The sequence below is a fragment of the Microbacterium sp. AC035 genome (assembly GCF_979258485.1).
The window spans coordinates 2,090,213-2,111,750 of record NZ_OZ409858.1 but is presented as its reverse complement, the minus strand read 5'-3'; the positions used below and the strand labels follow the sequence as shown (position 1 = coordinate 2,111,750).

At 63.8% G+C, this 21,538-nt stretch carries 20 protein-coding genes; 11 read left to right on the top strand and 9 right to left on the bottom strand.

The genetic code is table 11. The features are described from left to right. Positions 1-54: 54 nt before the first annotated feature. Genes ACZ0AA_RS10305 through ACZ0AA_RS10295 form a run of 3 tightly spaced genes read right to left on the bottom strand, consistent with a single transcriptional unit; the run spans position 55 to position 5,770 of the window. Positions 55-2,607: an excinuclease ABC subunit UvrA gene (locus tag ACZ0AA_RS10305; RefSeq protein ID WP_311258520.1), complete on the bottom strand. Its 2,553-nt coding sequence runs from the start codon at positions 2,605-2,607 to the stop codon at positions 55-57. Positions 2,608-2,624: 17 nt separating this feature from the next. Continuing rightward, on the bottom strand, positions 2,625-4,454 hold the full coding sequence (locus ACZ0AA_RS10300; protein WP_311258521.1) for a glycoside hydrolase family 3 protein: 1,830 nt from the start codon (positions 4,452-4,454) through the stop codon (positions 2,625-2,627). Continuing rightward, positions 4,454-5,770 carry an MFS transporter gene (locus ACZ0AA_RS10295; RefSeq protein WP_311258522.1) on the bottom strand — a complete coding sequence of 439 codons (1,317 nt, stop codon included), beginning with the start codon at positions 5,768-5,770 and terminating at the stop codon, positions 4,454-4,456. The genes ACZ0AA_RS10300 and ACZ0AA_RS10295 overlap by 1 nt, the downstream gene beginning before the upstream one ends. 130 nt (positions 5,771-5,900) lie before the next feature. On the opposite strand from ACZ0AA_RS10295, the gene ACZ0AA_RS10290 reads away from it, so the two are divergent. The 7 genes from ACZ0AA_RS10290 to ACZ0AA_RS10260 all read left to right on the top strand — a co-directional run bounded on the left by ACZ0AA_RS10290 (position 5,901) and on the right by ACZ0AA_RS10260 (position 10,221). After that, positions 5,901-6,521 (top strand): TetR/AcrR family transcriptional regulator, encoded by a 621-nt coding sequence (locus ACZ0AA_RS10290; RefSeq protein ID WP_311258523.1) that lies wholly within the window; start codon positions 5,901-5,903, stop codon positions 6,519-6,521. Positions 6,522-6,595: 74 nt separating this feature from the next. Beyond that, a complete protein-coding gene (locus ACZ0AA_RS10285; protein WP_311258524.1) occupies positions 6,596-7,021 on the top strand; it encodes a MarR family winged helix-turn-helix transcriptional regulator in 426 nt (141 codons plus the stop codon). Positions 7,022-7,034: 13 nt separating this feature from the next. After that, positions 7,035-7,487 (top strand): hypothetical protein, encoded by a 453-nt coding sequence (locus tag ACZ0AA_RS10280; protein ID WP_311258525.1) that lies wholly within the window; start codon positions 7,035-7,037, stop codon positions 7,485-7,487. Next, the gene (locus ACZ0AA_RS10275) at positions 7,484-7,747 is read left to right on the top strand and encodes a hypothetical protein (protein WP_311258526.1); all 264 of its coding nucleotides are present in this window, start codon (positions 7,484-7,486) and stop codon (positions 7,745-7,747) included. Before ACZ0AA_RS10280 ends, ACZ0AA_RS10275 begins: the two co-directional genes overlap by 4 nt. Further along, complete coding sequence (locus tag ACZ0AA_RS10270) at positions 7,744-8,082, top strand: rhodanese-like domain-containing protein (protein WP_311258527.1); 339 nt, start codon at positions 7,744-7,746, stop codon at positions 8,080-8,082. Before ACZ0AA_RS10275 ends, ACZ0AA_RS10270 begins: the two co-directional genes overlap by 4 nt. A 367-nt stretch (positions 8,083-8,449) precedes the next feature. Beyond that, the gene (locus ACZ0AA_RS10265; protein ID WP_311258528.1) at positions 8,450-9,574 is read left to right on the top strand and encodes a hypothetical protein; all 1,125 of its coding nucleotides are present in this window, start codon (positions 8,450-8,452) and stop codon (positions 9,572-9,574) included. 23 nt (positions 9,575-9,597) lie between these two features. Next, the gene (locus ACZ0AA_RS10260; protein WP_311258529.1) at positions 9,598-10,221 is read left to right on the top strand and encodes a uracil-DNA glycosylase; all 624 of its coding nucleotides are present in this window, start codon (positions 9,598-9,600) and stop codon (positions 10,219-10,221) included. A 14-nt stretch (positions 10,222-10,235) separates the two neighbouring features. Here ACZ0AA_RS10260 and ACZ0AA_RS10255 read toward each other — a convergent pair whose 3' ends face one another. From ACZ0AA_RS10255 to ACZ0AA_RS10230, 6 genes are all read right to left on the bottom strand, one after another. Beyond that, positions 10,236-10,784, bottom strand: a complete 549-nt coding sequence (locus tag ACZ0AA_RS10255) for an HNH endonuclease (RefSeq protein WP_311258530.1) — start codon at positions 10,782-10,784, stop codon at positions 10,236-10,238. A gap of 138 nt (positions 10,785-10,922) precedes the next feature. Beyond that, positions 10,923-12,026 (bottom strand): hypothetical protein, encoded by a 1,104-nt coding sequence (locus ACZ0AA_RS10250; RefSeq protein ID WP_311258531.1) that lies wholly within the window; start codon positions 12,024-12,026, stop codon positions 10,923-10,925. Next, positions 12,026-12,835: a hypothetical protein gene (locus ACZ0AA_RS10245; RefSeq protein ID WP_311258532.1), complete on the bottom strand. Its 810-nt coding sequence runs from the start codon at positions 12,833-12,835 to the stop codon at positions 12,026-12,028. Before ACZ0AA_RS10245 ends, ACZ0AA_RS10250 begins: the two co-directional genes overlap by 1 nt. Beyond that, positions 12,816-13,211 (bottom strand): hypothetical protein, encoded by a 396-nt coding sequence (locus tag ACZ0AA_RS10240; protein WP_311258533.1) that lies wholly within the window; start codon positions 13,209-13,211, stop codon positions 12,816-12,818. The genes ACZ0AA_RS10245 and ACZ0AA_RS10240 overlap by 20 nt, the downstream gene beginning before the upstream one ends. Positions 13,212-13,329: 118 nt before the next feature. Beyond that, positions 13,330-13,710, bottom strand: a complete 381-nt coding sequence (locus tag ACZ0AA_RS10235) for a hypothetical protein (protein ID WP_311258534.1) — start codon at positions 13,708-13,710, stop codon at positions 13,330-13,332. Positions 13,711-14,692: 982 nt separating this feature from the next. Further along, positions 14,693-14,899, bottom strand: a complete 207-nt coding sequence (locus ACZ0AA_RS10230; RefSeq protein ID WP_150115111.1) for a hypothetical protein — start codon at positions 14,897-14,899, stop codon at positions 14,693-14,695. A gap of 474 nt (positions 14,900-15,373) precedes the next feature. Here ACZ0AA_RS10230 and ACZ0AA_RS10225 point away from each other — a divergent pair, with 474 nt between their 5' ends. The 4 genes from ACZ0AA_RS10225 (at position 15,374) to ACZ0AA_RS10210 (ending at position 21,518) form a co-directional block, all read left to right on the top strand. After that, on the top strand, positions 15,374-15,874 hold the full coding sequence (locus ACZ0AA_RS10225; protein ID WP_311258535.1) for a hypothetical protein: 501 nt from the start codon (positions 15,374-15,376) through the stop codon (positions 15,872-15,874). A gap of 1,746 nt (positions 15,875-17,620) precedes the next feature. Continuing rightward, on the top strand, positions 17,621-17,848 hold the full coding sequence (locus ACZ0AA_RS10220) for a helix-turn-helix transcriptional regulator (protein WP_267415933.1): 228 nt from the start codon (positions 17,621-17,623) through the stop codon (positions 17,846-17,848). Next, complete coding sequence (locus ACZ0AA_RS10215) at positions 17,848-19,011, top strand: tyrosine-type recombinase/integrase (protein WP_396653579.1); 1,164 nt, start codon at positions 17,848-17,850, stop codon at positions 19,009-19,011. Before ACZ0AA_RS10220 ends, ACZ0AA_RS10215 begins: the two co-directional genes overlap by 1 nt. 218 nt (positions 19,012-19,229) lie before the next feature. Beyond that, positions 19,230-21,518 (top strand): AAA family ATPase, encoded by a 2,289-nt coding sequence (locus tag ACZ0AA_RS10210; RefSeq protein WP_267415931.1) that lies wholly within the window; start codon positions 19,230-19,232, stop codon positions 21,516-21,518. The last annotated feature ends 20 nt before the right edge of the window (positions 21,519-21,538 follow it).

Below are 21,538 nucleotides of genomic sequence, written 5' to 3'. Positions count from 1 at the left end.
ATACGGCCTTCAGCGCATGAGATGTACTCGTTGCGTTCGGTGCAGCAATGGCCTCTACGCTTCTGAGCTGCCGGTGGGATGACGCGTGAACGCGGCCGCGAGATAGCGACCGGTCGCGCTTTCCGTCGCAGCGGCGATCTGCTCGGGAGTGCCAGTCGCAACGATTCGTCCCCCGGCGACTCCGCCGCCAGGCCCCATGTCGATGACGTAATCGGCGTTCGCAATCACGTCGAGGTCGTGCTCGATCACGATCACCGTTGCTCCGCGTTCGAGCAGTCGATCGAGCACCCGCAGGAGCACGCGCGTGTCCGACGGATGAAGACCGACACTGGGTTCATCCAGAACGAAGAGCGAATCGGACTGATCGCGCCCGAGTTCTGTGGAGAGTTTCAGCCGCTGCGCCTCTCCACCGGACAGCGCGGGGGTGTCTTCGCCGAGCGTGAGATATCCGAGCCCGAGATCCATCAACGTCTGCAGCTTCTTCCGCACCTTCGCAAGGTCCGTCACGTGCGGCAATGCCTGTGCGACGGTGAGCCCGAGAAGTGCGGGAAGCGAGATCGGCGGAGCATCGGATCCGGCTCGCCGGATCGCGTGGCCCTCAGCGCCGTACCTGCTACCGGCGCAGTCGGGGCACGAGATGTCGACATCAGGAAGGAACTGCACATCCAGGACGACTTGGCCGGTGCCCTCGCAACGTGGACAGCGCAGAGACCCGGTGTTGTAGGAGAAGTCGGCGGCCTTGAGTCCGTGCGCCCGAGCATCGGGTGACGCCGCATAGGCCTTGCGGAGATCGTCCAGGGCTCCGCTGTACGTGGCGATGGTGGAGCGCACGTTCGTGCCGATCGGCGCGGCATCCACGATGTGTACGTGCGCGATGCCAGGCGCGGTGAGATCGAGGACATGTGCAGGGCGGCTCGTATCGCCGATGAGCGATTGCAGCGCCGGGACCAGGCTCTCCAAAACCAGGGTGGTCTTCCCCGAGCCTGACATCCCCGTCACTGCGGTCAGGCGACCGCGAGGTATCGCGCTGTCGAGGGGGTGCACGGTGTGCAAAGCCCGCGTGCGCAGTTCCATGCGGCCATGAGCGAAGACATCTCCCTCTTCGGCGCGGTCGCGCACCAGCAGCGGCTCACGATCGGCGAGGAATCCGCCGATCAGCGATTCGGGCAGTGTGCCGAGGTCTGCCACAGTGCCGGCGGCGAGGATAGTGCCGCCGGCAGCCCCTGACCCCGGGCCGATCTCGATCATCCAATCCGCCTCGCGGAGCACCTGCACGTCGTGGTCGACGAGTACCACCGAGTTGCCGTTCGACAGCAGATCGCGCATCACTCCGATCAGGCCGTCGACGTTCGCCGGATGGAGTCCCACGGACGGCTCGTCGAGGACGTAGAGGACCCCCGTGGTCTCATTGCGCACGGCTCTGGCCAGTTGCACTCGCTGCCGTTCCCCTGTCGAGAGGCTCGAGCTGGAGCGATTGAGGCTCAGGTAACCCAGACCGAGTTCGATCAGTCGCGTCGCCATCTGCGCGAACTGGCCGATGATCGACATGGTCATCGTCTGCATCTCCTGCGGGAGAGTCGCGGGGATGCTCTGCAGCCACGGCGTGACGTCGTCGAGAGACATCGCGGTCACCTCGGCCAGATTCCTGCCGGCGACGCGGGGGAGTCTCGCCGCGTCGCTCAGGCGCGTGCCCTGGCAGGCCGTGCACGTCTGCGACGTGATGAACCTGTTGACTCGGGCCAGCCCCTTCTCGCTCTCCGCATTGTTGAGCGCCTCCTGAACCGCGAGTCGCGCGTTGCGGTAGGTGAAGTCCAGCTCGAAGAGCTTGCCGTTCTTGGAGCGCACGGCGATGTGCTTCTTTTCTTCCGGACCGTGCAGAACGATCTCCCGCTCAGCGTCGGAGAGCTCTGCATAGGGAACATCGGTGCGCACGCCGAACTCGGCGACGACCTGCGGCATCACGGTGAGGCCGAACATTCCCCACGGGGCCACGGCGCCCGCGGCGATGGTCAACGACGGGTCGGGTACGAGGGAGCGATCGTCGACGGCCCGGACGATGCCCGTCCCGGTGCACATCGGACACGCACCTTCGGAGTTGAACGCGAGCGTCTCTGCACCGGGCGGGGTGAAAACCGCCCCGCATTCGGGGCACACCAGGTCGAGGTTGGCGGCGACGTCGATCGTCGGCTCGAGTCGGTGCCCCTTCGGGCACACATGCGAGCCGAGCCGGGAGAACAGCACCCGGATGACGTTCAGCAGTTCAGTCGACGTGCCGAAGGTCGACCGCACACCCGGAACTCCCGGACGCTGTCGGAGTGCCAGAGCGGCCGGGACGTGGCGCACGGAGTCGACATCCGCCCGCGTCGCCTGCGACATCCGTCGCCGCGTGTAGGTGGAGAGCGCTTCGATGTAGCGCCGGGAGCCCTCCGCGTAGAGCACTCCCATCGCGAGCGACGATTTGCCGGAACCGGATACCCCGGCGATCGCCACCAGGCCGCGCAACGGGACATCGACGTCGATGTTCTTGAGGTTGTGGACGCGTGCCCCGCGGACCTCGACGACATTGGGGGACCCTGGCTGATGTGTTCCGTCATCGGCGAATCGCATCCGTGGCCTCCTCGGGATCAGTGCCGGGTCGACGCGGCTTCCTCGTGAACTTTACCGTCGGCGACGTGGGTGGCGGATTCGGCGTAGTCAAGACCATGCCCGCACCGGAAGAGCGGCTCCTCGGTATCGAAGGGCACATCCTCCCGGCTCTGCTCGACCGCTTCCATGGAGGAAGGGAGATCGAACGGCAGGCGCCCCTTCGGGGTGACTACTCCCGTCAGAACATCGATCACGGCCGCATCCGACGCCCCGTAGTTGACGACGATGGCAGCTGCGTGATCCGCCAGCGGTCCGAGCACGGTCGCGCGATCGAGGGTGATCGCGACGATGGTCGGTGCTGCCTCGCACACAGCGACGAGCCTGTCCATCTCCGCCGTGGGGAACTCGAGAGAGCCCGCGTGGAAGAAAGCCTCGAATCCCACCCCTCGCGATTCGAACGGTGAGCTCAGGCGGAGGATGCACAGATCGGCGGCAGCAGGATCATCGACGATGTCCCAATCGAGTCCCGGCGGAACAGTGAGGTTCTCCGCGTAGACGCGGCGCCGTCCTTCGGTGACGGGCAAGGTGGGTGTGCCGCCGGGATCGCGTCGATTGGTGAGAACTGTCATGGCTTCGCGTTGAGCCTTCTCGCCCTCCTGCCGGAAGTCTGCGGAGCCGGCGATCTGAATCGCTTGCTTCGGGTCGGCGTAGGGGGATTCGAAGAGCCCCAGACGCAGCTTGAGAGTCATGAGGCGCACAACGGATTCGTCCACACGAGTTTCGGAGACCAGCCCCTTGCGCACGGCCGCGACCAATTCTTCCGTGCACATCTCTCCACCGAACTGGTCGACGCCGGCATCGATCAGGCGGGCGATCCGTTCCTGGCGGGTGGTGCTTTCGAGCCCCCACGCCCGAGCGGGCATGTCGCTGCCGAGGATCTCGACATCGGTGAGCAGCCCGAAGTCTGTGCACACAGTCCCGGTGAAGCCGAGTTCCTGTCGGAGGAGACCCGTGACGATCGCCTTCTCGAACGCGAACCCCACTTCGTCGAACTTCGTGCCTACCGGCATGCCGTAGTAAGGCATGATCTCCGCGACGCCTTCATCGATCGCTGCTCGGAACGGCTTCAGATGGTACTCGAACCGACCACCCGGATACACCTGTTCCTTGCCGTAGACGAAGTGTGGATCCTCGCCGTCTTTCTGAGGGCCGCCACCGGGGAAGTGCTTGGCCATGGCAGCGACGGAGTGCGACCCGAGCTCGCCTCCCCGGAGCCCGCGGATGTACGCGGCGCCGAGTGCCGACGTGAGCTCGGCATCTTCACCGAACGTGGCTCCCGCGCGAGCCCACCGCGGCTCGGTGGCGACGTCGATCTGTGGGTGCAGTGCGCCGCGGAGTCCCACCGCCACATACTCCTGTCGAACGATGTCGGCGAAGCGTTCGACGAGTTCCGGTGAACGCAATGCCGCGAGACCCAAGCTCTCGGGCCACTGGGAGAACATGCTCGAGAGCGCAGCGGTGCCGGGATTCTCGATGAACCCGTGTCGGGGATCGCTGGAGAATGTGATCGGAATCGGCAGGGTCGATCCCAACGCGAGCTCCTGAGCCTCGTTGACCCATTTCACGAATCCCGCGGCATCGTCTGCGTCGCCGACGACATAGAGATCGGTGATGCGGTGATTGATGACGAGCGAGGTCAGCGAGGGGAAACTGAATGCCGACGAGGGACGGCCCACGGGACCGACCGCGACGATCGCTCGGAACATGGCTCCGGCCTTGTCCTCGAGGGTCATCCGCGAGACCAGATCCCTTGCGCGTTGCTCGGGGCTGAGGGTCGGATCCTGGTAAGGATGGCGAAGGGTGGGCATCAACGAACTCCTCTGACTCGGAAGACCAGTACGCCGCCGGCGATGGCGACAAGCCCCGCGACGACGAACCACAGTGTGTAGCCGGCGCCGAACAGCGTCTGTCCCAGGGGGATGAAGATGACGCCGGCGATGAGCGGTGCGACCATCGCGGGCAACGTGTTGGCGATGTTCAGGATGCCGAGGTACTTCGCGGTGTTCCCATCGTCCGGAAGCACGTCGATGCACAGGGCGGCATCCACCGCGAAGAACAGACCCATGCCGGCGCCGATAAGGGCTTCGGCGACAAGGATCACCGTGAGACCGCCTGTACCGAAATTCGGAGAGACGGCGAGAAGCAGGATGCCGGCGCCTGCGAGGACGCCGCCGATCGAGACGAACACGCGACGCCGTCCCGCGACATCCGACAGCTTCCCGCCGATGATGCTCACCGCGATCATGAACGCGACCGAGACGAAGGTGGCTGAGAGGTTGAACTGCAGCTGCTCAGGGATGTCCATGTCGTAGCTGGTCGCGAGGAAGAGAGTCAGGTAGGTGCCGACCGCCCCGTACCCGAGCATGATCATCGCCTTGGTCAACCACGCCCATCCCAGATCCGGCATGCGTCGAGGGTTGAAGAGGAACGTGCTGATGAAGTTGAAGAACGTCATCGGTGCGTTGGGGCGCTTGGAGCGCACCTTGTCCTTGAGGGTGAGTGCGAACAACAGCCCGAAGATGAGCCCCACCGCTCCCGGGGCCGCGGCTCGCCAGAAGTCGTTTGGGAGGAAGTTCAGGCTGGTCGCTCCGGCGAGGATCGCGATCGGAACCGCTGCTCCAGCGAGTCCCGAGACGTATCCGCGTCGTCGCACGGGAACCTGATCGGCGAGCGACGCCGCCTCGGCGGCCTGAGCGAAGTTGGTGAAGGTCTGAGCGGCGCACCAGGCGACCGTGAGCACCACGACATTCGGAGCGAGTCCGACGCCGACGAGGCTCAGGAAGGTACCGACCACGCCGATCACGATCCACGGTCGGCGCATGCCCCAGCGCGAGATCGTCGCATCGGAGAGTCGCCCGGCGATCGGCTGCGCCACAAGCGCGAACAGAGCGCCGATTCCCGTGACGAGGCCGAGCTGGAGAGGAGCGTCCTCGAGGCCGACCAGCGACTGCAGCTTCACCGAGAGGCCGCCCAGGATCGGCGTGAGTATCGCGAAGAAAAGGCCGGTGTACGCCAGGGAGAAGGTGATGGCATAGCCGCGGGGTTCCCGTGGGCCACGGGGCCCTGAGGTGGAGTGGGCCTCGGGGGCCGAGGGGGCCGGAGGCGCAGCGGATTCGGTGGACACGGAGACTCCTTCGTCAAAGTGAACTGCGGGCGCCGGACGGGTCATCGGCGAGAACGCCACGCTAGCACAAAACCTACACTAGTGTTGGTTTTATGATCCCGATTAATGTTTACCCTGCAGAAGGAGAGTGGTGACACTGAGTACGGGCACGTATCCGAAGGGTGTGGCGCGGCGCGCAGAGATCGTGGAGGCCGCAACCCGCAGCTTTTCGCGCGCAGGCTTCGACGGCACCTCCATCCTCGAGATCGCCGGGGACGTCGGAATCTCGCGCGCGGGCCTGTTGCATCACTTTCGATCGAAGGAGGATCTGCTTCTTGCCGTTCTGGCTGAACGCGAGCGGATCGACAGGGCCGTGTTCGTCGAGAGCGGATCGCAAGAGCCTGGAGGTCTGGGTGTTCTTCGGGGGATGGTCAGGTTGGCTCGGCTGAATGAGGGCAGGCCGGCGATGGTTAGACTCTTCGTCGTGCTCAGTGCTGAGGCCACCGAGATGTCCCACCCTTCACACGAATACTTCCGCGAACACTTCTCCCGGATCATCGCCGGCACCTCGCGCGCGCTCACTCAGGTGCGAGGCGTCGGACTGCTTCGCCCTGGCATCGATCCCGAGAGCTTCGCTCGGGACCTCATCGCGTTGCAGGAGGGTCTGCAGTTGCAATGGCTCATGCATCCCGAGCGTGTGTCGATCGCGCGGCCGCTGGAAGAGTGGATCCAATCGGTCTTGCTCTGTCCGTTGTGGGGTGATGGGGGCTGAACCACCGTCACGCGGGTGTGACTGCGCCCTCGCGCCCGAGACTCGACGACCGTCGCGGCAGGTAGCCTGAGCGGGTGTCAGAGACTCCGCCTTTCAGTCCCACGATCGCGCTGCTCACCGTAGCTGCGGGTTGGCAGGAATCTTTCGCTGATGTCCTGAAGCCACTCGGGCTCACATCGCGCAAATACGCGTTGCTCGGACACATCCGTGCCACCCCGGGTATCTCGTTCAGCGAGCTGGCGCGCCGGTCGCGAATCACGGCGCCGAGCGCCCATATCGCGGTCGCCGCGTTGAAGGATGCCGGATTGGTCGACGATGCCACGGCACGTGCCGGTGCAGCGTCTCACCTGGAGGTCACCGGTCGAGGTGGGCGGCTCCTGTCGGATGCTGCTGCGAGGATCGCCGTGCTCGACGAGGAATTCGCCGCGAAGTATCCGCAACTCTCCGATGCCTTGCACGCCCATCTGATCGCGACGTTTGCGGGAGACCAGAACCTTTAGGTAATCTAAAGGTGTGGAAAACGTACTCCTGTCCGTGCACGTCGTCGCCGGCATCCTCTTCATCGGCCCCGTCGCCGTCACCACGAGTCTCTTCCCGCGATTCGCTCCCTCCGCGTCGAGCACTGCATCGGCCGCTGACGCTCCGGTCGGTGGAGTCGAACCGGCCAAGCTGCTGCATCGAATCACTCGTACCTACGGCATAATGGCGCTGACTGTTCCTCTCGTCGGCCTTGTTCTCGCCGCCGTGCAGGGGAGGCTCGGCGAGATCTGGATCACCATCGCCATGGTGCTCACCGCCGTCGCCGGAGCCCTGCTCGTGTTGAGGATCGTGCCCGCGCAGCGTGATGCGCTGGGCTCCGCGTCTGATCCCCGGCGACTCGCGAACCTGCGTGCACTGACGGGAGTCTTCAACTTGATGTGGGTCGCTGTCGTCGTGATCATGATCGTTCGGCCGGGTGCGGAATGAGACCCTTGCTGCGTACCCTCGAGGTGCTTTCCGGGCTCGAACTGCTGAGCATCGTTGTTCTGCTCGTCAATCTGTTCCTCGTACATGCTGACGGGGTGGCGCCTGCGATCGGCCCGGTTCACGGCGCACTCTACGTCGCCGTGGCGGTGACGGCGCTGTTCGGGCGCGATCTGATGCTGCGGACGCGCCTAATGGCTCTCGTTCCCGTGCTCGGCGGCATCCTTACGCTCATCAACGTGCGCGCGGAGAATCGCCGGTGACGTCGGCCCGACACTTCTTCCGCCGACCGTGCGCGGTGAGCGCCGCAGAGGCGCGGGTGCTCGTGACGGCCGGCGCCCTCATCGTCGACGTCCGGCGAATACAGGAGTGGCGGCGGCATCACATCCCGGGGGCGGTGCTGATCCCGCTGGCGCAGCTCGAGGAACGCGCGGGTGAGCTGCCAGAGGACCGGTTACTCATCACGTTCTGCACAGGCGGTTTGCTGTCGAGCGGAGCGGCGAACCTGCTTGGGGAGTTCGGGTACGACGCGGTGAACATGGCGCGTGGCCTGGTCGACTGGCGCGCCACGGGAGGCGAACTCGTTGCTGGGGATTGACCGTGATCCTCCTGCTGGCATCGGGGTGTGTGGCTAAGAAAGTGCGACTCAGGGAGATAACCGGGTTCTGAGCCACGTAGGTATGCGCCGAATAGTTGCGATAAGTGGTCTTATCGTCGGGAAAGGGCCAGACAGGGGAGTGGGATGGGACTGCGCCGATAGTCGGGATAACTGGTCTTATCGTGGCCAATGGGCCAGACGTTGAAGTGAGATGGGGCTGAGTAGGTATCTGGCGTCTGAGCAGTGCTCGAGCGGGATCGCGGGGGTGCGAGCGTCTGCAAAGAGGATCAGAGGTCCTGACGCCGCGATTAGGCTCACGACATGGGACAGGCTCAGCACTCAGGTGGCCCGCGACCGGTTGACGCGAATGAGTGACAGCTGGCTGCCGGAGCATCAAGAGCATGCGCTGTACACCGCTGCGCACGTAGATGCGCAGATTCTGCGGCTCGGGCAGATTCTGCATCCATACTTGGCTGCCGACCCCCTCAAACTGGCTCAGAGGCTGACGCCGACCACCGAGGAGGTCGTGCTCGCTTCGATCGCACCGCTGCCGCAAGCAGTGCCCCGGCTGTTCGCGGACGCTCTCAATCAGACCCGCAACCTCATGGAACACTGCCTGTTCGCGGAGGTCGAGTCGCAACTGGGGCGCGATCTGGATCGCAAAGAGGCTGCCCTGATCGAGGTACCGGCGAAGCTCTCAGCGGAAGCGTTCGATGCCTGGGCCTCCGATAAGCGACGCAGACCGTTAGGCGTCTTCGTCCGCGGGAGCGAGCTGTACGAACGCCTTCACCGGCTCCAGCCTTTTCACCGCCGAGACGTGGACATGCACCCCCTGAGACGTCTCGCAGAGCACACGAACTTCGCGAAGCACCGAGAGCCGAGCGTCACGCTGACCCGAGTCGGTCGGGTCGACCTCGAGGATGGGTCACACACCGCCTTGCTCGCCGGCGAGCAACAGGTCGCTGAGGTTGGCAGCGTTCTTGCTTCCGTTCCTCGAGGTACGAAGATGGGCGTCTCCATCTGGCCGGAGGTGGTTGTCCGGAGACCTCACACCGGTACGGTGTACACCCTCATGCACGAGGTGGGGCAGTTGGAAGAATGGGTCCGAGAGCAGGCCGTTCCAATCCTGGTGAGAGGACGCACAGACCTGCCGAAGATCCCGCCGAACCTCGACCTTTCACGCGGGTACGCGTCGTTCTCCGACGCGTGGAACGCCGCCAGCCGGGACGTAGCCCACACGCGCCTCACCCGACGTATGGCTGGTGAAGGCGTTAGACGCGATCTCCTCGAAATGCTCGCCGAATCCTACGGCGATGACAAGCGAACCGCCTTCGCGGGCTGGCTCAGCACCCTCGACGAATCGGAGGTGCTGGTTCTTTTCTCACCCGGCAGCGAAGCCGCGCTTCGGGGAGATCATGCAACCATCGAGCATCACCTGCAGCTCTGGCGTGAGCGAGCTGGCGTCGCGATTGACGCTGACTCCGCCCGGTAGCAGCGCACTGCTACCGTCAAGCCATGCCGAAGCAGATGGCCATCGAGGCGTTCCGTGAGCAGCAGTGGGCTGATCGCTACGCGGCTCACGTCGCGCCTGTGAACGAGTACGTCGACGAACTACGCGAGGTGGGTCGAGGCTGGGCGCCGTACGTCGCTCCCCTCCATGGTGGAGTCGAGGCCCGGGTGCTGAGCATCCTGCGCGACCCAGGCCCGGCCACGCAGGACGAGGTCGGCAGTGGGTTCATCTGCGTCGAGAACAACGACGGCAGCGCCGAGCTGCAGGCGGTCTTGCTCGAGGAGGCCGGGGTCTCGCCCTTCGAGTTGCTCCCGTGGAACGCCTACCCCTGGTACATCAACCGCGCTCCGAAGGCGTCAGAGCTGGATGCCGGAGTCGAGACGATCCTGCATCTGCTGGAGCTCGCGCCGAAGGTGAAGATCGTCCTGCTTCAGGGCGGTGACGCAGACCACGCCTGGCGGCGACTCTTGCACATCGCCCCGACTATCGAGCGGGATCGTGGGCTCACGGTCGTGCGCACGTTCCATCCGTCGCCGCAGGCGTTGTTCGTGCGCGATCTCGAGGAGCGGGCAGCCCGCGTGGCGCGGCGACGCGAGGCATTCCACGAGGTGGCGGCGCTGCTCGCCTGATCATCGCGAGGGCGTCAGCGCGAAATCGAGGCCTCACGTACTCTCGCGGCGTCCGCCTGGCGGTCGAAGCGCTGCAGCCACTGGAGGTGGTAGCCGGAGGCTGAGTGACGGCGACCGCGGTGGTTGCCCGCGATGACGAGGTCGGCGTATCGCGAGAGGAGCCCGTCCCAAGAGGTCGCGATGGCCGGCGGGACGAGCTGCACCTGGGGGAGTGACTCGGCAGCGAAGCTGGACTTCCGGGTGTTGCACATCGCGTGCAGGGTGGTGAGGTTGTCGACGTCGCTTGAGCCGCCGCTGGCGTGGGCGAGCTTGTGGTCGGCTTCGGGGGCGAGGGCCCAGTATGCCGGGTGCACAGTTCCTCGGCGGTAGTGGGCGTAGTAGGGGAGCGCTTCGGGGAAGACGTCGCTGATCGCGACGAGGACGCAGCGGGGGATCGTCTGGCCGCCGCAGTAGGTGCAGAGGAATCCGTCTCGGAGGAACACCCGCGCTCTTGTGCGGTCGGAGACGCGGCGCGACGAGCGATCGGTGATTCCGGCGGCGGTCGTGCCGTGGAGGGTCAGCATACCCGTCCACACTTCGCCGGCGATGGGGGGCAAGGCGCTGCTCAGCCAATTCGAGCGACGGCAGAGCCTCGGCGACGCCGGCGAGAGTCTCGCTGTACAGGGCGACGGCGTCGTCAGGCAGAGCATCAACCGCGACCGTCACGCGGGATCCAGCTCTGTCGTCGAGGGGTCATCCGTCGCGAACTCCCGAGATCGCATGACGGCACCGACTCCGAGGAAGCCCGCAAGGCGGACGGCGTCGTTGCCGCCTCGGAGCCTGTTCAGGGTGAACTTCGCGGGGAACTGCTCGAGCAGATCGTTCTCGTCAGCGAACGAGCTCTCGGTTTTGAGGGCGAAGATGCGGGTGGTGTCGAGCGCGCGGAAGCTGTCGATCGAGATGATCGACTTGTCGACGTCGCCGAAGATGAGGCGATCGAACTGCTTCTGGGTGGTCCAGTGCTGACGGACGCGCTTGGCGATGCCGGTCCAGCTGTTCGTTGCGCCGACATAGACCTGTGCGTACTCGTCGAGCACCATCACGTAGAGCCCGGCGACGCCGTCCCACTTCGTCAAGTCCTTCACCTCGACCATGCCGCGCTGGCTGGCGACGGCCGATCGCAGAGCTCGCTCAAACTCGTCGCGGTCGAAGGATGCGAAGTGGGCCATGTTCAGGTCGAAGTTCTGAAGGGCGCGCTCTCGGTGCTCCTCGCACCACTCGTCAGTGAGGATGCGGTGCTCGGCGTCTTCATAGACGCTGTCGAGGGCGTCCCAGAGTTCCGGGTTGTCGTCGCGGTGCCAGCGAGGTGACGACGAGCGCTTGTTGATCGTCGCGTAGACATCGCGGGAGATGCGCAGACCGAGGCCGCGGGTGCTGCGCACCGTGGTGCCGAAGTGCGTCGCGGTCTCGGTGCCGCCGGCGCGCGGTCGGCCTCGGCGGGGGATCGCCACCGGGACTCCCCAGACCTTCCGAGAGAGCCGCGTCTGCCAGCGATGCCAGATCAGCGTGTGTCCGGAGTCGACCAGCGCATGCAGGGTCGCGTTCGCGTCAGCGCCGATGCCGACGTCGAAGATGCGCGCGGGGTCGAACTCTAGGTGCTCGCCGTCAGGGATGAGACCTGCGGTGTCCAGACCCCACGGGTCAGCGTCACGGACGAGGTAGCCGGCGTCGGTGAGTTCCCGGCGCAGCTCTTGAGCCGCTTGGGTTCGCGGCGCCCACACGTGGGTCTCGCGCGGGGTGACGGTGACCTCGAGTTCTATCACCATCACCGCGATTTGATCTTGCAGAGCACCTGAGCGGCCTTGAAAGCCGCGTCGTCCTCGAGGATCGGCTCGGTGCGGATCACCTTCGCCGGCTCGTCCAGTCCGCTGTCGACCTGACGCATCCAGTACGCCCAGCACAGACCAGAACCGTCGGCCGGGCGGCCGTGCTTGGAGAGGAACTGGATGCCGAGCGGCAGCGTGCCATCGTCGAGCTGGACGTGCTCTCGAATCGCGGCGGCGATCGCGGTGGTGAGCACACGGTCATCACCGGTGAGGTCGGACAGCGTGAGAGGCCTCTCTGACTCGCCGTCCTTCGTGGGCCAGGGGCCGGCGAAGAGGTCATGGATGGCAGCGATCGTCTCCGTTGCCGAGGCGTCGATCCACCAACCATCCGGATACTCGATCGTGTACAGCGCACGTCCGTCGCGGAAGGCGCGGGGGAGCCATGAGGCCTTCATGTGATCAGACTCGTCCCACTCGGTGACGATCTCGTTCCAGTAGTCGTCGAGGCTCTTCCCCATCGCATCTGCGGCCGGCTGCAGCGCGCGGCGTTCGGCGTTGATGTCGGTGCGATAGGTCGCCAGCAGCTCCATGAACGCGGTGACGCGGTCGGCGCTGCTGTAGATGGTTCGTCCGATGGTGTCGTAGCGACTCCAGTTGCCGGGGTCATCGCTGGCTTCTCGCGGCTTCGGCGCCAGGGCCCCGTACGACTCTCGGGCGATCCGGAACGAGGACACCGGACCCGCAACGAGTGCGAGTCCGGTGTCCTGGCAGATCCGCCGTGTGCCCGGTTCAGCCACTGAAGCTGTCATCGATCAGGGCCTGAGCGGCGTTGCCCACGTCCTTGAAGCGGCCCTCGCGGATCGCCATGATCGGGGTTTCGTACTCGATCCAGGGGTTCGCGCCGATGAACCAGACTCGAGCGACGTGCTCGCCCTCAGCCTCAGCGACCTTCTGCCACTGCTCGTACGCGAACACGAGGCGCTTCACGACCTCGGGACCAGGCTGGGAGCCGGTCTCTTTCGCCCACTTGTAGGAGGCCTTCGTGTCCTTGGAGCCGGCGAGGGTCGAGACGAGCGTGCCACCCAGCGCCGCGTTCAGGCGACGGGTGACCTCGCGAACGTCGAGCTTGATCACTCTCTTGTGCGCGCCGTGCTTCGTGGCCGTTGCGATCGTCTTGCCGCTCATCAGCGTGCCTCCTGTCCCTTGACTCGTAGTCACACTCTACTCCCGTGACACTGGGAAAGCTATGAACGTGCCACTAAAAAACCACTACATCGACACGAGGCTACGCGGCGCGCACACGTCACGCGTCAGCGGTCCCGGCGATGAATGACTCGACGGCGTCGGCGACCTCACCATGACGGCCCTCGCGGATCGCCGTGATCGGGGTGTCCTCGCGCAGGTGCGGGTTCCCGCCGATGAACCACTGCCGGGCAACGTGATCGCCGTCTGATGCAGACAGGAGAGTCCACTGACGGTGAGCGAACGTCAGACGGTTCGAGGCGTCCGAGCGCGGCTCGGGGCCGTCGGCCCTTGCCCAGCGGATCGGGAGCTTGCGGTCCTTGGATCCAGCGAGGCCTGCCACAAGCGTCGGGCCGAGGGCTGCGTTGAGCTCGCGCACGATGTCGTGGATGTCCATACGCATGGTGCGGCCGTGTGCTGTCGTCGGGGTCAGGGTTTCCATATCGCCAGTTTACCGCCGTACTACCCTATAAGCCACCCTAGTTACACCCATGTGGTGGGGTCGACGGCGGAGCCGTTCATGCGACCGGCTCCGGCGGCGTTGGGTCATTGGGCTCGGCGGTGCGGGAGTTGCAGTTGCTCAGTAGGAAGAGTGAAAGTCCTTCCCTTTGCGGCTGTACTCGTTCTGTTTCTCCGAACACATTCTGGGCGATGTACCGTCGTTGAAAATCCATCGGCGGTACACGCCACCTACGGATAATTACCAGTTCAGAGATTAAATACGAGTTCGAACGTGGGAGAAGTGTGTACCGGCGATTGAAGGCGAGAGTCCATCGGCGGTACACGCAGGGGGCGTGTTTTGGCCTGATCTTTCAAGGGTTTGAGAGGAAGAGAGGAAGGTATGTGACCGATGTACCGCGAGATCCGAGAAAGTCCACACATGCGCGCATGCGCACACGTACGCATATAGTTCCGCCGAAACTGCGGTACATACGGTGCATAGCGCATTTTTCGCAGGTCAGCGTTCAGATCGGCCACAGTGGCGCTGGTACAGAAGTGGTTACACGGCGGCGCTGCACACCCCCGGCGAGCAAATCGTTAGTATCGCTGAACAGGGGTTCTTGTGGCCTCAAGAGGTTGCTCTCCGCGTACCAAATCGGCGGTACACGCCCCGAGACAGAGAAGAAACCCGCGAGGAGCAGATGTTCCCCGGGGCTTCATGGGCCGTCCTGGCGCTGCGCGTTCAGCTCGGAGTGAGCGCGTGAAGATCCGACTGCCTCGGAATCTCCATCTACCGCCGGTAGACGAGATATGGGATGGTCTAGCGATCCCGTAACGGCACGCCACCGCGCCTCATATGCGGCGCGGTGGCGTGCGGTCTCCTCCTCGGCGGTTGCCTCATCTCTGCCGCCGCGGCCAGACGTGCGGCGTCGATCTCAGCAATGATGTGAGCGGCTTCCATGGCCTGGCGGCGAACCCATCGGCTAGCTCGATTCGTCTATCTCGTGCTTGACGATCTCCTGGAGTGCTTCGTTCATCTCCACTCGCGCGTCCTCAGGGCTAAGCTCGCCGGTCAACACGCGTCGGGCGAGTTCCATCGCGCTCGGTTCGGGATAATTCCCTCCGAGCTGCGCGCCCTTTTCGATCAGAGCAAGCGCTCGTTTGACTTCATCAGGGGTCAGTGGAGGCACCGCTCTATTCTCGCTCCAGACACCGCTGCGAGGGAAGCGGGATCACGGGTGATCTCTTTGCATGCGCGTTCTGGACGCCGCGCACTTTCACGACGGCCAGTCGGCGGAAGCACCTCATAACGAGCCTTTTGTGCGACACCGCGACACGGACGAGCTATTGACTGCGATCGTTCGCCGAAGAGGCGAGCGGATGCCTTTGCTTCCCCGAAAGACTTTTCGGGAAGGAAAGACTTTCGGGAAGGAAAGGCTTTCGGGAAGGAAAGGCTTTCGGGAAGGAAAGGCTTTCGGGAAGGAAAGGCTTTCGGGAAGGAAAGACTTTCGGGAAGGAAAGACTTTCGGGAAGGAAAGGCTTTCGGGAAGGAAAGACTTTCGGGAAAGAAAGGGTTCCCGGGATGGAAAGGTTTTCAGGCGTCGCGTCCGCGAAGCCCCGCTGACCGATTCATTTTCTCCCCGGCGAACCGCTATACAGAGAGGATGCTTCGCACTCGTCTTCTCGCCGCATCGGGCGCTCTCATTCTCGCGGTCGCCGTCGCCGGCTGCTCCGCCCCCGACGCTGACTCGGCGGCTGATTCCTCGCCCTCGGCCTCGGCGAGCACCGTACGCGAAGTCACGCCTTCGCCCTCGGACACCACGGTCGAGCCCGTGCCGTCCGAGTTCCCTCCGGCGCTGCAGCTCGTGAATTATTTCCAAACCCAAGGCCTCGTCGTCGAGGATCCTCGCGACAACACCGCCAAGGGGTGGTGTGACGCCGACGTCTGGGACTGCTCGGAGTTCTTGACCTCCGAGCAGGTGTCGATCGTCATCCTGCCGAGCGCGGATGGCGCCGAGCGGCTGATGGCCACCGGCAGCGCCTACGTCTCCAGCGACGGTCGAGTCGGACTCTCCTTCGCCGCGCAGCGCACACCCGTCGAGCAGCAGGACCAGTTCACCCGCGCGCTCGAGGACTACCTCCTCACGGTGCCCGCTCAGGACTGAGCTTCACTCACCTCACACTTCTACTAACCGCCCGTTGCCCTCCGGTATCGGGGGTTCTTCTTTCGCCGGTGTCCGGCGCTCGTCGCGCGCCTGAGTGGCCGCCGGCAGTGGGGACCGCTCCTGGCCTCGTGGTGGCCTTGACGTGGACTCGCGGCGGTCACTTCGCGCCCACGGAGGGGCGCTCGATGGGGTCACGAGACATGGTTCGGTGCAGATGACCAGCGGGAGGCCACCTGGCGACCAGGGGGAGGCCCGCAGATGGTCACTGCGTGGCCACCCTTGCGTCTCGGGGTCAAGTGTCCTCAAACGGCGCCTCGACTGCGCTCCCGACGGTCGCGCGGTGGACTCGGATTGGTCACTAGACGGTCACAAGGGGGCGTCTAGTGGGCGGGAAGTGACCATCAGTTCCCGACGCTGCCGCGCCGGATTCAGTCAAGAGTCCGACCGATACGCCCCCATCGATGGTGTGACAGCCGTCAGCAGAGAGGCCGCAGCAAGCTGCAGCCTGCGCTGCGCGAGTGGCTAAGGCACCCGCCTCCGGGCGGCCGCGTCGAGGTTGAGTCAGGCTCGCTACGCTCCCCTGGCGTCGCTTCGCTTGAGCTTGTCAACACGGTGCCACTTCGTTCTAAACCGTGTTAACAAGCAAGCCCCGGCTTTCCGGGGACAGAGGATGACCCTGTTGACAGGCTGCCTCCGTCGTTCCTCCTGAGTCAACCTGCCAACAATGAGTTTGAGTCATTCTCTTTACCCCGATCACGCAGCAAATTTGACTCCGATTCCTCGCTGAAGCTCGGCCTCGGGGCCAAAAGAGGAAAAGAGCATAAGAGGAGGTGGCACCGGGCTGCGTTTCTCACCTCGCTTCGCTCGGCGGAAACTTGACCGGTGGTCGGCGTAGCCGACACCTCCCAGGGCGCTTGGCTGTCGCTTCGCTCGGCCCGCTGACGCTGTAGATCTCTCGACCCGGTCTTCTTCTGACTTGTCGAAGGCTCACAGACAGAAGCCCCGCAAGCTGCGTCCAACGTCATCTCGCTGCGGGGAGTGGTTCGTCGTGACTTCCGTGCCGATCGCTGCAGGTTCTGGTGGCAGGTGACTTTGCAAGAACCGCGGGATTCGATATGCGGGTCCTCGGCAGACAGGTTGACCGCTGGTGAGCGCGTGTACCTGCACATGTTCCTGCAACGCCAGGTACGTGGCCGAGGGGCAGAAATCCCAGTTCGTGGGAGGTTTTCGGGCCGTCGGGACGAGGTGATGCAGGCTTTGCACTATTTGCGTCTGATCTGCGATTTTCACAAATGTACCTGGTGTACCTGCCCTCGAACGCAAACCTCTATATAGGAGGCCTACTGGCTCAGGCGAGATGGAGATGTGGACAACGACAATGTCTTTCTCCTTTTCTAGTTAGACCAGGTACACCAGGTACACACCGGGGGAGAGGAGCTTTGAGGTGCAGAATGACGCCGATCTTGATGTAACTGGTGGTGTAACTGGAAGCTCTGATTCCGCAGGTACGTACCAGGTACACACCGCGTGCCGCGCTAGCGGAGGGGCGACGCGAGTGGCAACGCATCGACGGTTGGCATCGGTGTACACGTCGAAGTGTCTGCGGTGCTGTGTACAGTCGTGAGCAAGCCTGAATGACAGTAAAAGGGCAGGGCCAAAGCAGGTCCGACCGGTGGATACGCCAAGCAACCGCTAACGGGTTCGGCTACGAGGTCCTCTTGGAAGTTTGACTTCTAAGGGAGATCCATGTCTTTTTCCACCCCTGTGAGCACGAGCCTGCTGGACTCGTTGATCACGCCGGCAACACTAGCCGAACGACTCGGCACGACCGAGCGCAGCCTGAGCGAATGGCGTATCACTGGCCGCGGACCGAAGTTCATCCGAATCGGTCGCAGCCCCCGCTATCGTCCCGAGGCTGTCGACGAATGGTTGCTCGCGCAAGAGTATGCAAGTACGTCGGAGGAAGCCGCCTGATGGGCAGCGCATACTCGTACGACACAAAGAACGGTAAACGCTGGGAAGCGCGATATCGCAAGCCAGACGGAAAGACCGCTCGCAAAGGCGGATTCACGCGTAAGCGGGACGCTGAGGCGTACATCACCTCGGTGGAGTCCGCAAAGCTGCAAGGCGCGTATATCGCCCCGGGGGAGTCTCGAGTCACGGTCGGTGAACTCGGTGCTGCCTGGCTGACCGCGCATGCCGTCGCGGTGAAGCCGTCCACGTTCCACAGTGACGAGAGTGCGTGGCGCGTGCACGTCGAGCCAGCGTGGGGAACCCGCCGTGTCGGAACGATTCGGCACACCGAGGTTGCTGCTTGGATCGCCGAGCTGAGCGTTGACCGTTCAGCCACGACCGTGAAGCGGTGCCATGGGGTCCTCGCATCGATCCTTGATGGAGCGGTTCGCGACCGCCGGCTCCAGTCCAATCCGGCGCGGGAGGTGAAGACCCCGCGGAAGGTTCGGAAGCAGAGGGCATACCTTACGCATCAGCAGGTCGAACGGCTCGCAACGGCGTCGCTCTATCCCGACGTGGTGCGCTTCCTCGCCTACACAGGTCTCCGTTGGGGTGAAGCGACGGGACTCACGGTTACAGATGTCGATGTGGCGCGACGCCGATTGAACATCTCGTCGAACGCAGTCATCGTCAACGGACATGTGGTCGTCGGGACGCCGAAGACGCACGAACGTCGTACTGTTGTCTATCCGGCCTTCCTGGATGCGGCGATGGCTCAAGCGGTCACGCTCAAGCGACCGGACGAACTGATCTTCCCTGCGGAGACCGGTGGCTACCTTCGGCCGGGCAACTCGAAGTCCGGGTGGTTCGCAGGGGCATGCAAGCGCGCTCGGCTGGAGGACGCGTCTGCTGCTAGGGCGAGCGAGCGCGGAGGGGCGCTTCGTGCGGTCATGCCGCGCGTGACACCCCACGATCTTCGGCACACCGCGGCGTCGCTCGCGATCAGCGCCGGCGCCAACGTCAAAGCGGTCCAGCGCATGCTCGGGCATGCGAGCGCAGCGATGACCCTCGACACGTACGCCGATCTGTTTGACGACGACCTCGACGACGTCGCATCAGCACTCGACAGCGCGCGGGCAGAAGCGTTCGGAGGGGGGCTTCACTACTCGTCTGACGCTAACTGATTCGCGCAGCCTGCATATCGTGGTCGTGCTACTCGCCCAATGTCCCCGCGTCATGCAGGGCTCCGAGAGTGACGAACGGCGGCTGCGCGCCAAGCAGAGGCGTTGACTTGGAGCTCGTGTGAGAGTGACCGCGTGAGAAGTCGCCGCACGCACGGCGCATCTGAATACTCGGGCTGTACTGCGCGTGGACGAGCGATTGTGACCAGTACGGTGAGAGCATGCTCCGCAGACTCGAGATGAAAGAACAATGGCGATTGTTCGAGAAGGGCATGTGGCCCGAAGATCGCCCGCTGGGTCACGCGACCGTCGTGTACGGCCATAACGGCAGCGGCAAGTCCACGCTCGCCGAGCTGCTCTTGAGCCTGGGCGCAGGAAAGGCCGCCACCGGAGTTGTATGGGAGACGAGCGATCAGGTGAAGGTCGCAGTCCCCGCTGGCGGCAGTAGTCCCTCGCCGGCGATGGCTGTCTTCACCCGGGCGTGGGTTCAAGCAAATCTCTCAGAGTTCCTGGCTGGCGAGAATGCCGAGGCCATCGTCACCCTGGGGCAGGAAGCCATCGACTCGAAGGAGACGCAGAAGAGTCTCGAAGAGGAGATCGCCGGCTTGCGCGACAGCGCAGTCGAAGCTGAAGATCTCCGAACCAAGCTCGAGAAGCGCGCAGCCAAGCTTGTGCGCGACGCGCAAGACCGCATTGTCAGCGAGCTTCAGCGATTCGACTACAGCCACTACAGCCGAAACCGCTACTCGGTGGTCAGGGTCGGAGAGATGTTACGAGCTCCGAGGACTGACTTCCCAGACGACGGCGCCCACGCGGACGCTCTCGTGCAACTTGGCGAGGAACCGCCCGTTGCCATTAGTCCAGTACTGGTTGCGCCCCTCGCGCTGAGGGGCGAGCTGAGTGAGCTGGGGTTCATATTGAATCGTACGCCGACACGGGTTGCGCTCGGCGCTCTTGAAGCAGCGCCACACGCACAGACATGGGTTGAGCGGGGCCTAGCGCTCCATGAAGAGCGGGACAACTGCCTTTTCTGCGACGGAGAGATAACGAGTGCGCGGCGACAGCAACTCGCTCAGCACTTCGATAAGAGCTGGCTGGAGATCCGAAGCGCGGCGCAGCAGTTGCTTCGAGTTGTGACCGGACGCAAGCAAGACCTGGAGGCTTGGCTCGACTCGTTGCCGGCTCCGTCGGAACTTGTGAGGGACTTGCAGGTTGTCTATGAACAAGCGGTCGAGCGAGCGCGCGGCGACGTCGACGCACGAGTTAGGAGTCTCGAGCTTGTTGAGGCCGCTCTCGCAGCCAAGGTCGCTGATCCAAGTGCGGTCCCTGACGAACCCGACTGGTCTGTTCTCGGCGACGCAGTCTCCGCAACCGTTCTGTCAGAGGCCGTACACGACCACAACGAACAAGCGAAAGGCCACCGAGAGCTTACCGAACAGCGCAAGTCGGTTGTTCTGGACCACATCGTCGGATCCCACGGCCAGGCCTTTCGCGATTTGGAGAAGCAAGTAGCAGATGCGAAGAGCGCCAGCGATACTGCTGCCAAGTCGGTCGAACTAGCCAGCCGCAATCTGGATCGCGTGCGGCAGGAGCAGTTCACGACGAAGGATATGGCCGACAAGCTCACGCGCGATCTGGCACGTGTCTATGGGAAGGCACATCTCAGCATCGCCGTGACCGATGATGGCAAGTCCTACACCTGTCGACGGGGTGAAAAGGCGGGCACCAATTTGAGCGAGGGAGAACGCACCACGTTGTCGCTGCTCTACTTTCTCCGGAACCTTGAAGATCAGCAGACACACGGTATCGACCCGCGGGAACGCATCGTTGTGATTGACGACCCTTCCAGTTCGCTTGACCGCGAAGCATTGTTTGCCACCCATCAGTGGCTTTTTAGCACTCTTCAGAACTTCGGTCAGTACGTCGTTCTGACTCATGACTTCAATTTGCTACGCCTCTTCATCACATCGCATAGGAGCAGGTGGAGCGCATCTGCCAAGGCTCTGCGCGACGGCGATACCAATGAGGCGAGATTCCCGAGGGTCGCGTTCCTGGAAATGTTCGCAGCCACGAAGGAAGGGAAGCGGGCGACGAAGGTCGGCCCGTTGCCGGATCTCCTGCGGAACAGCACATCCGAGTATGCGTATCTCTTCTCGATGGTGATGAAGGGGGTCCACGACGGCGAGGATCATGAGCGCCTGTTCTTGCTCCCCAATGCCGCCAGGCGGGTACTCGAGTCATTCGCTAGCTATAAGGCACCGCATCTGCCGAACTTCCTCCAGCAGCTGGAAGCACTAGTGCTGGCTGACCCCGATGAGCCATATCGTGACGTGTACGACTTCTGCAATCGCTTTTCCCATGGCGAGGGTAACGAAACAGTCGAAGTGCTCGATGCGAGGGTTGTGCATGGCCAAGTCCGCCGTTGTATGGAGTTCCTGCGGGCGGTTGACAGAGAGCACTTCGACAACATGTGTAAGGCCGTGAAGGTGGACCCCGAAGCGCTCTCGTAGTCGCTTCGATATGTAAGGTG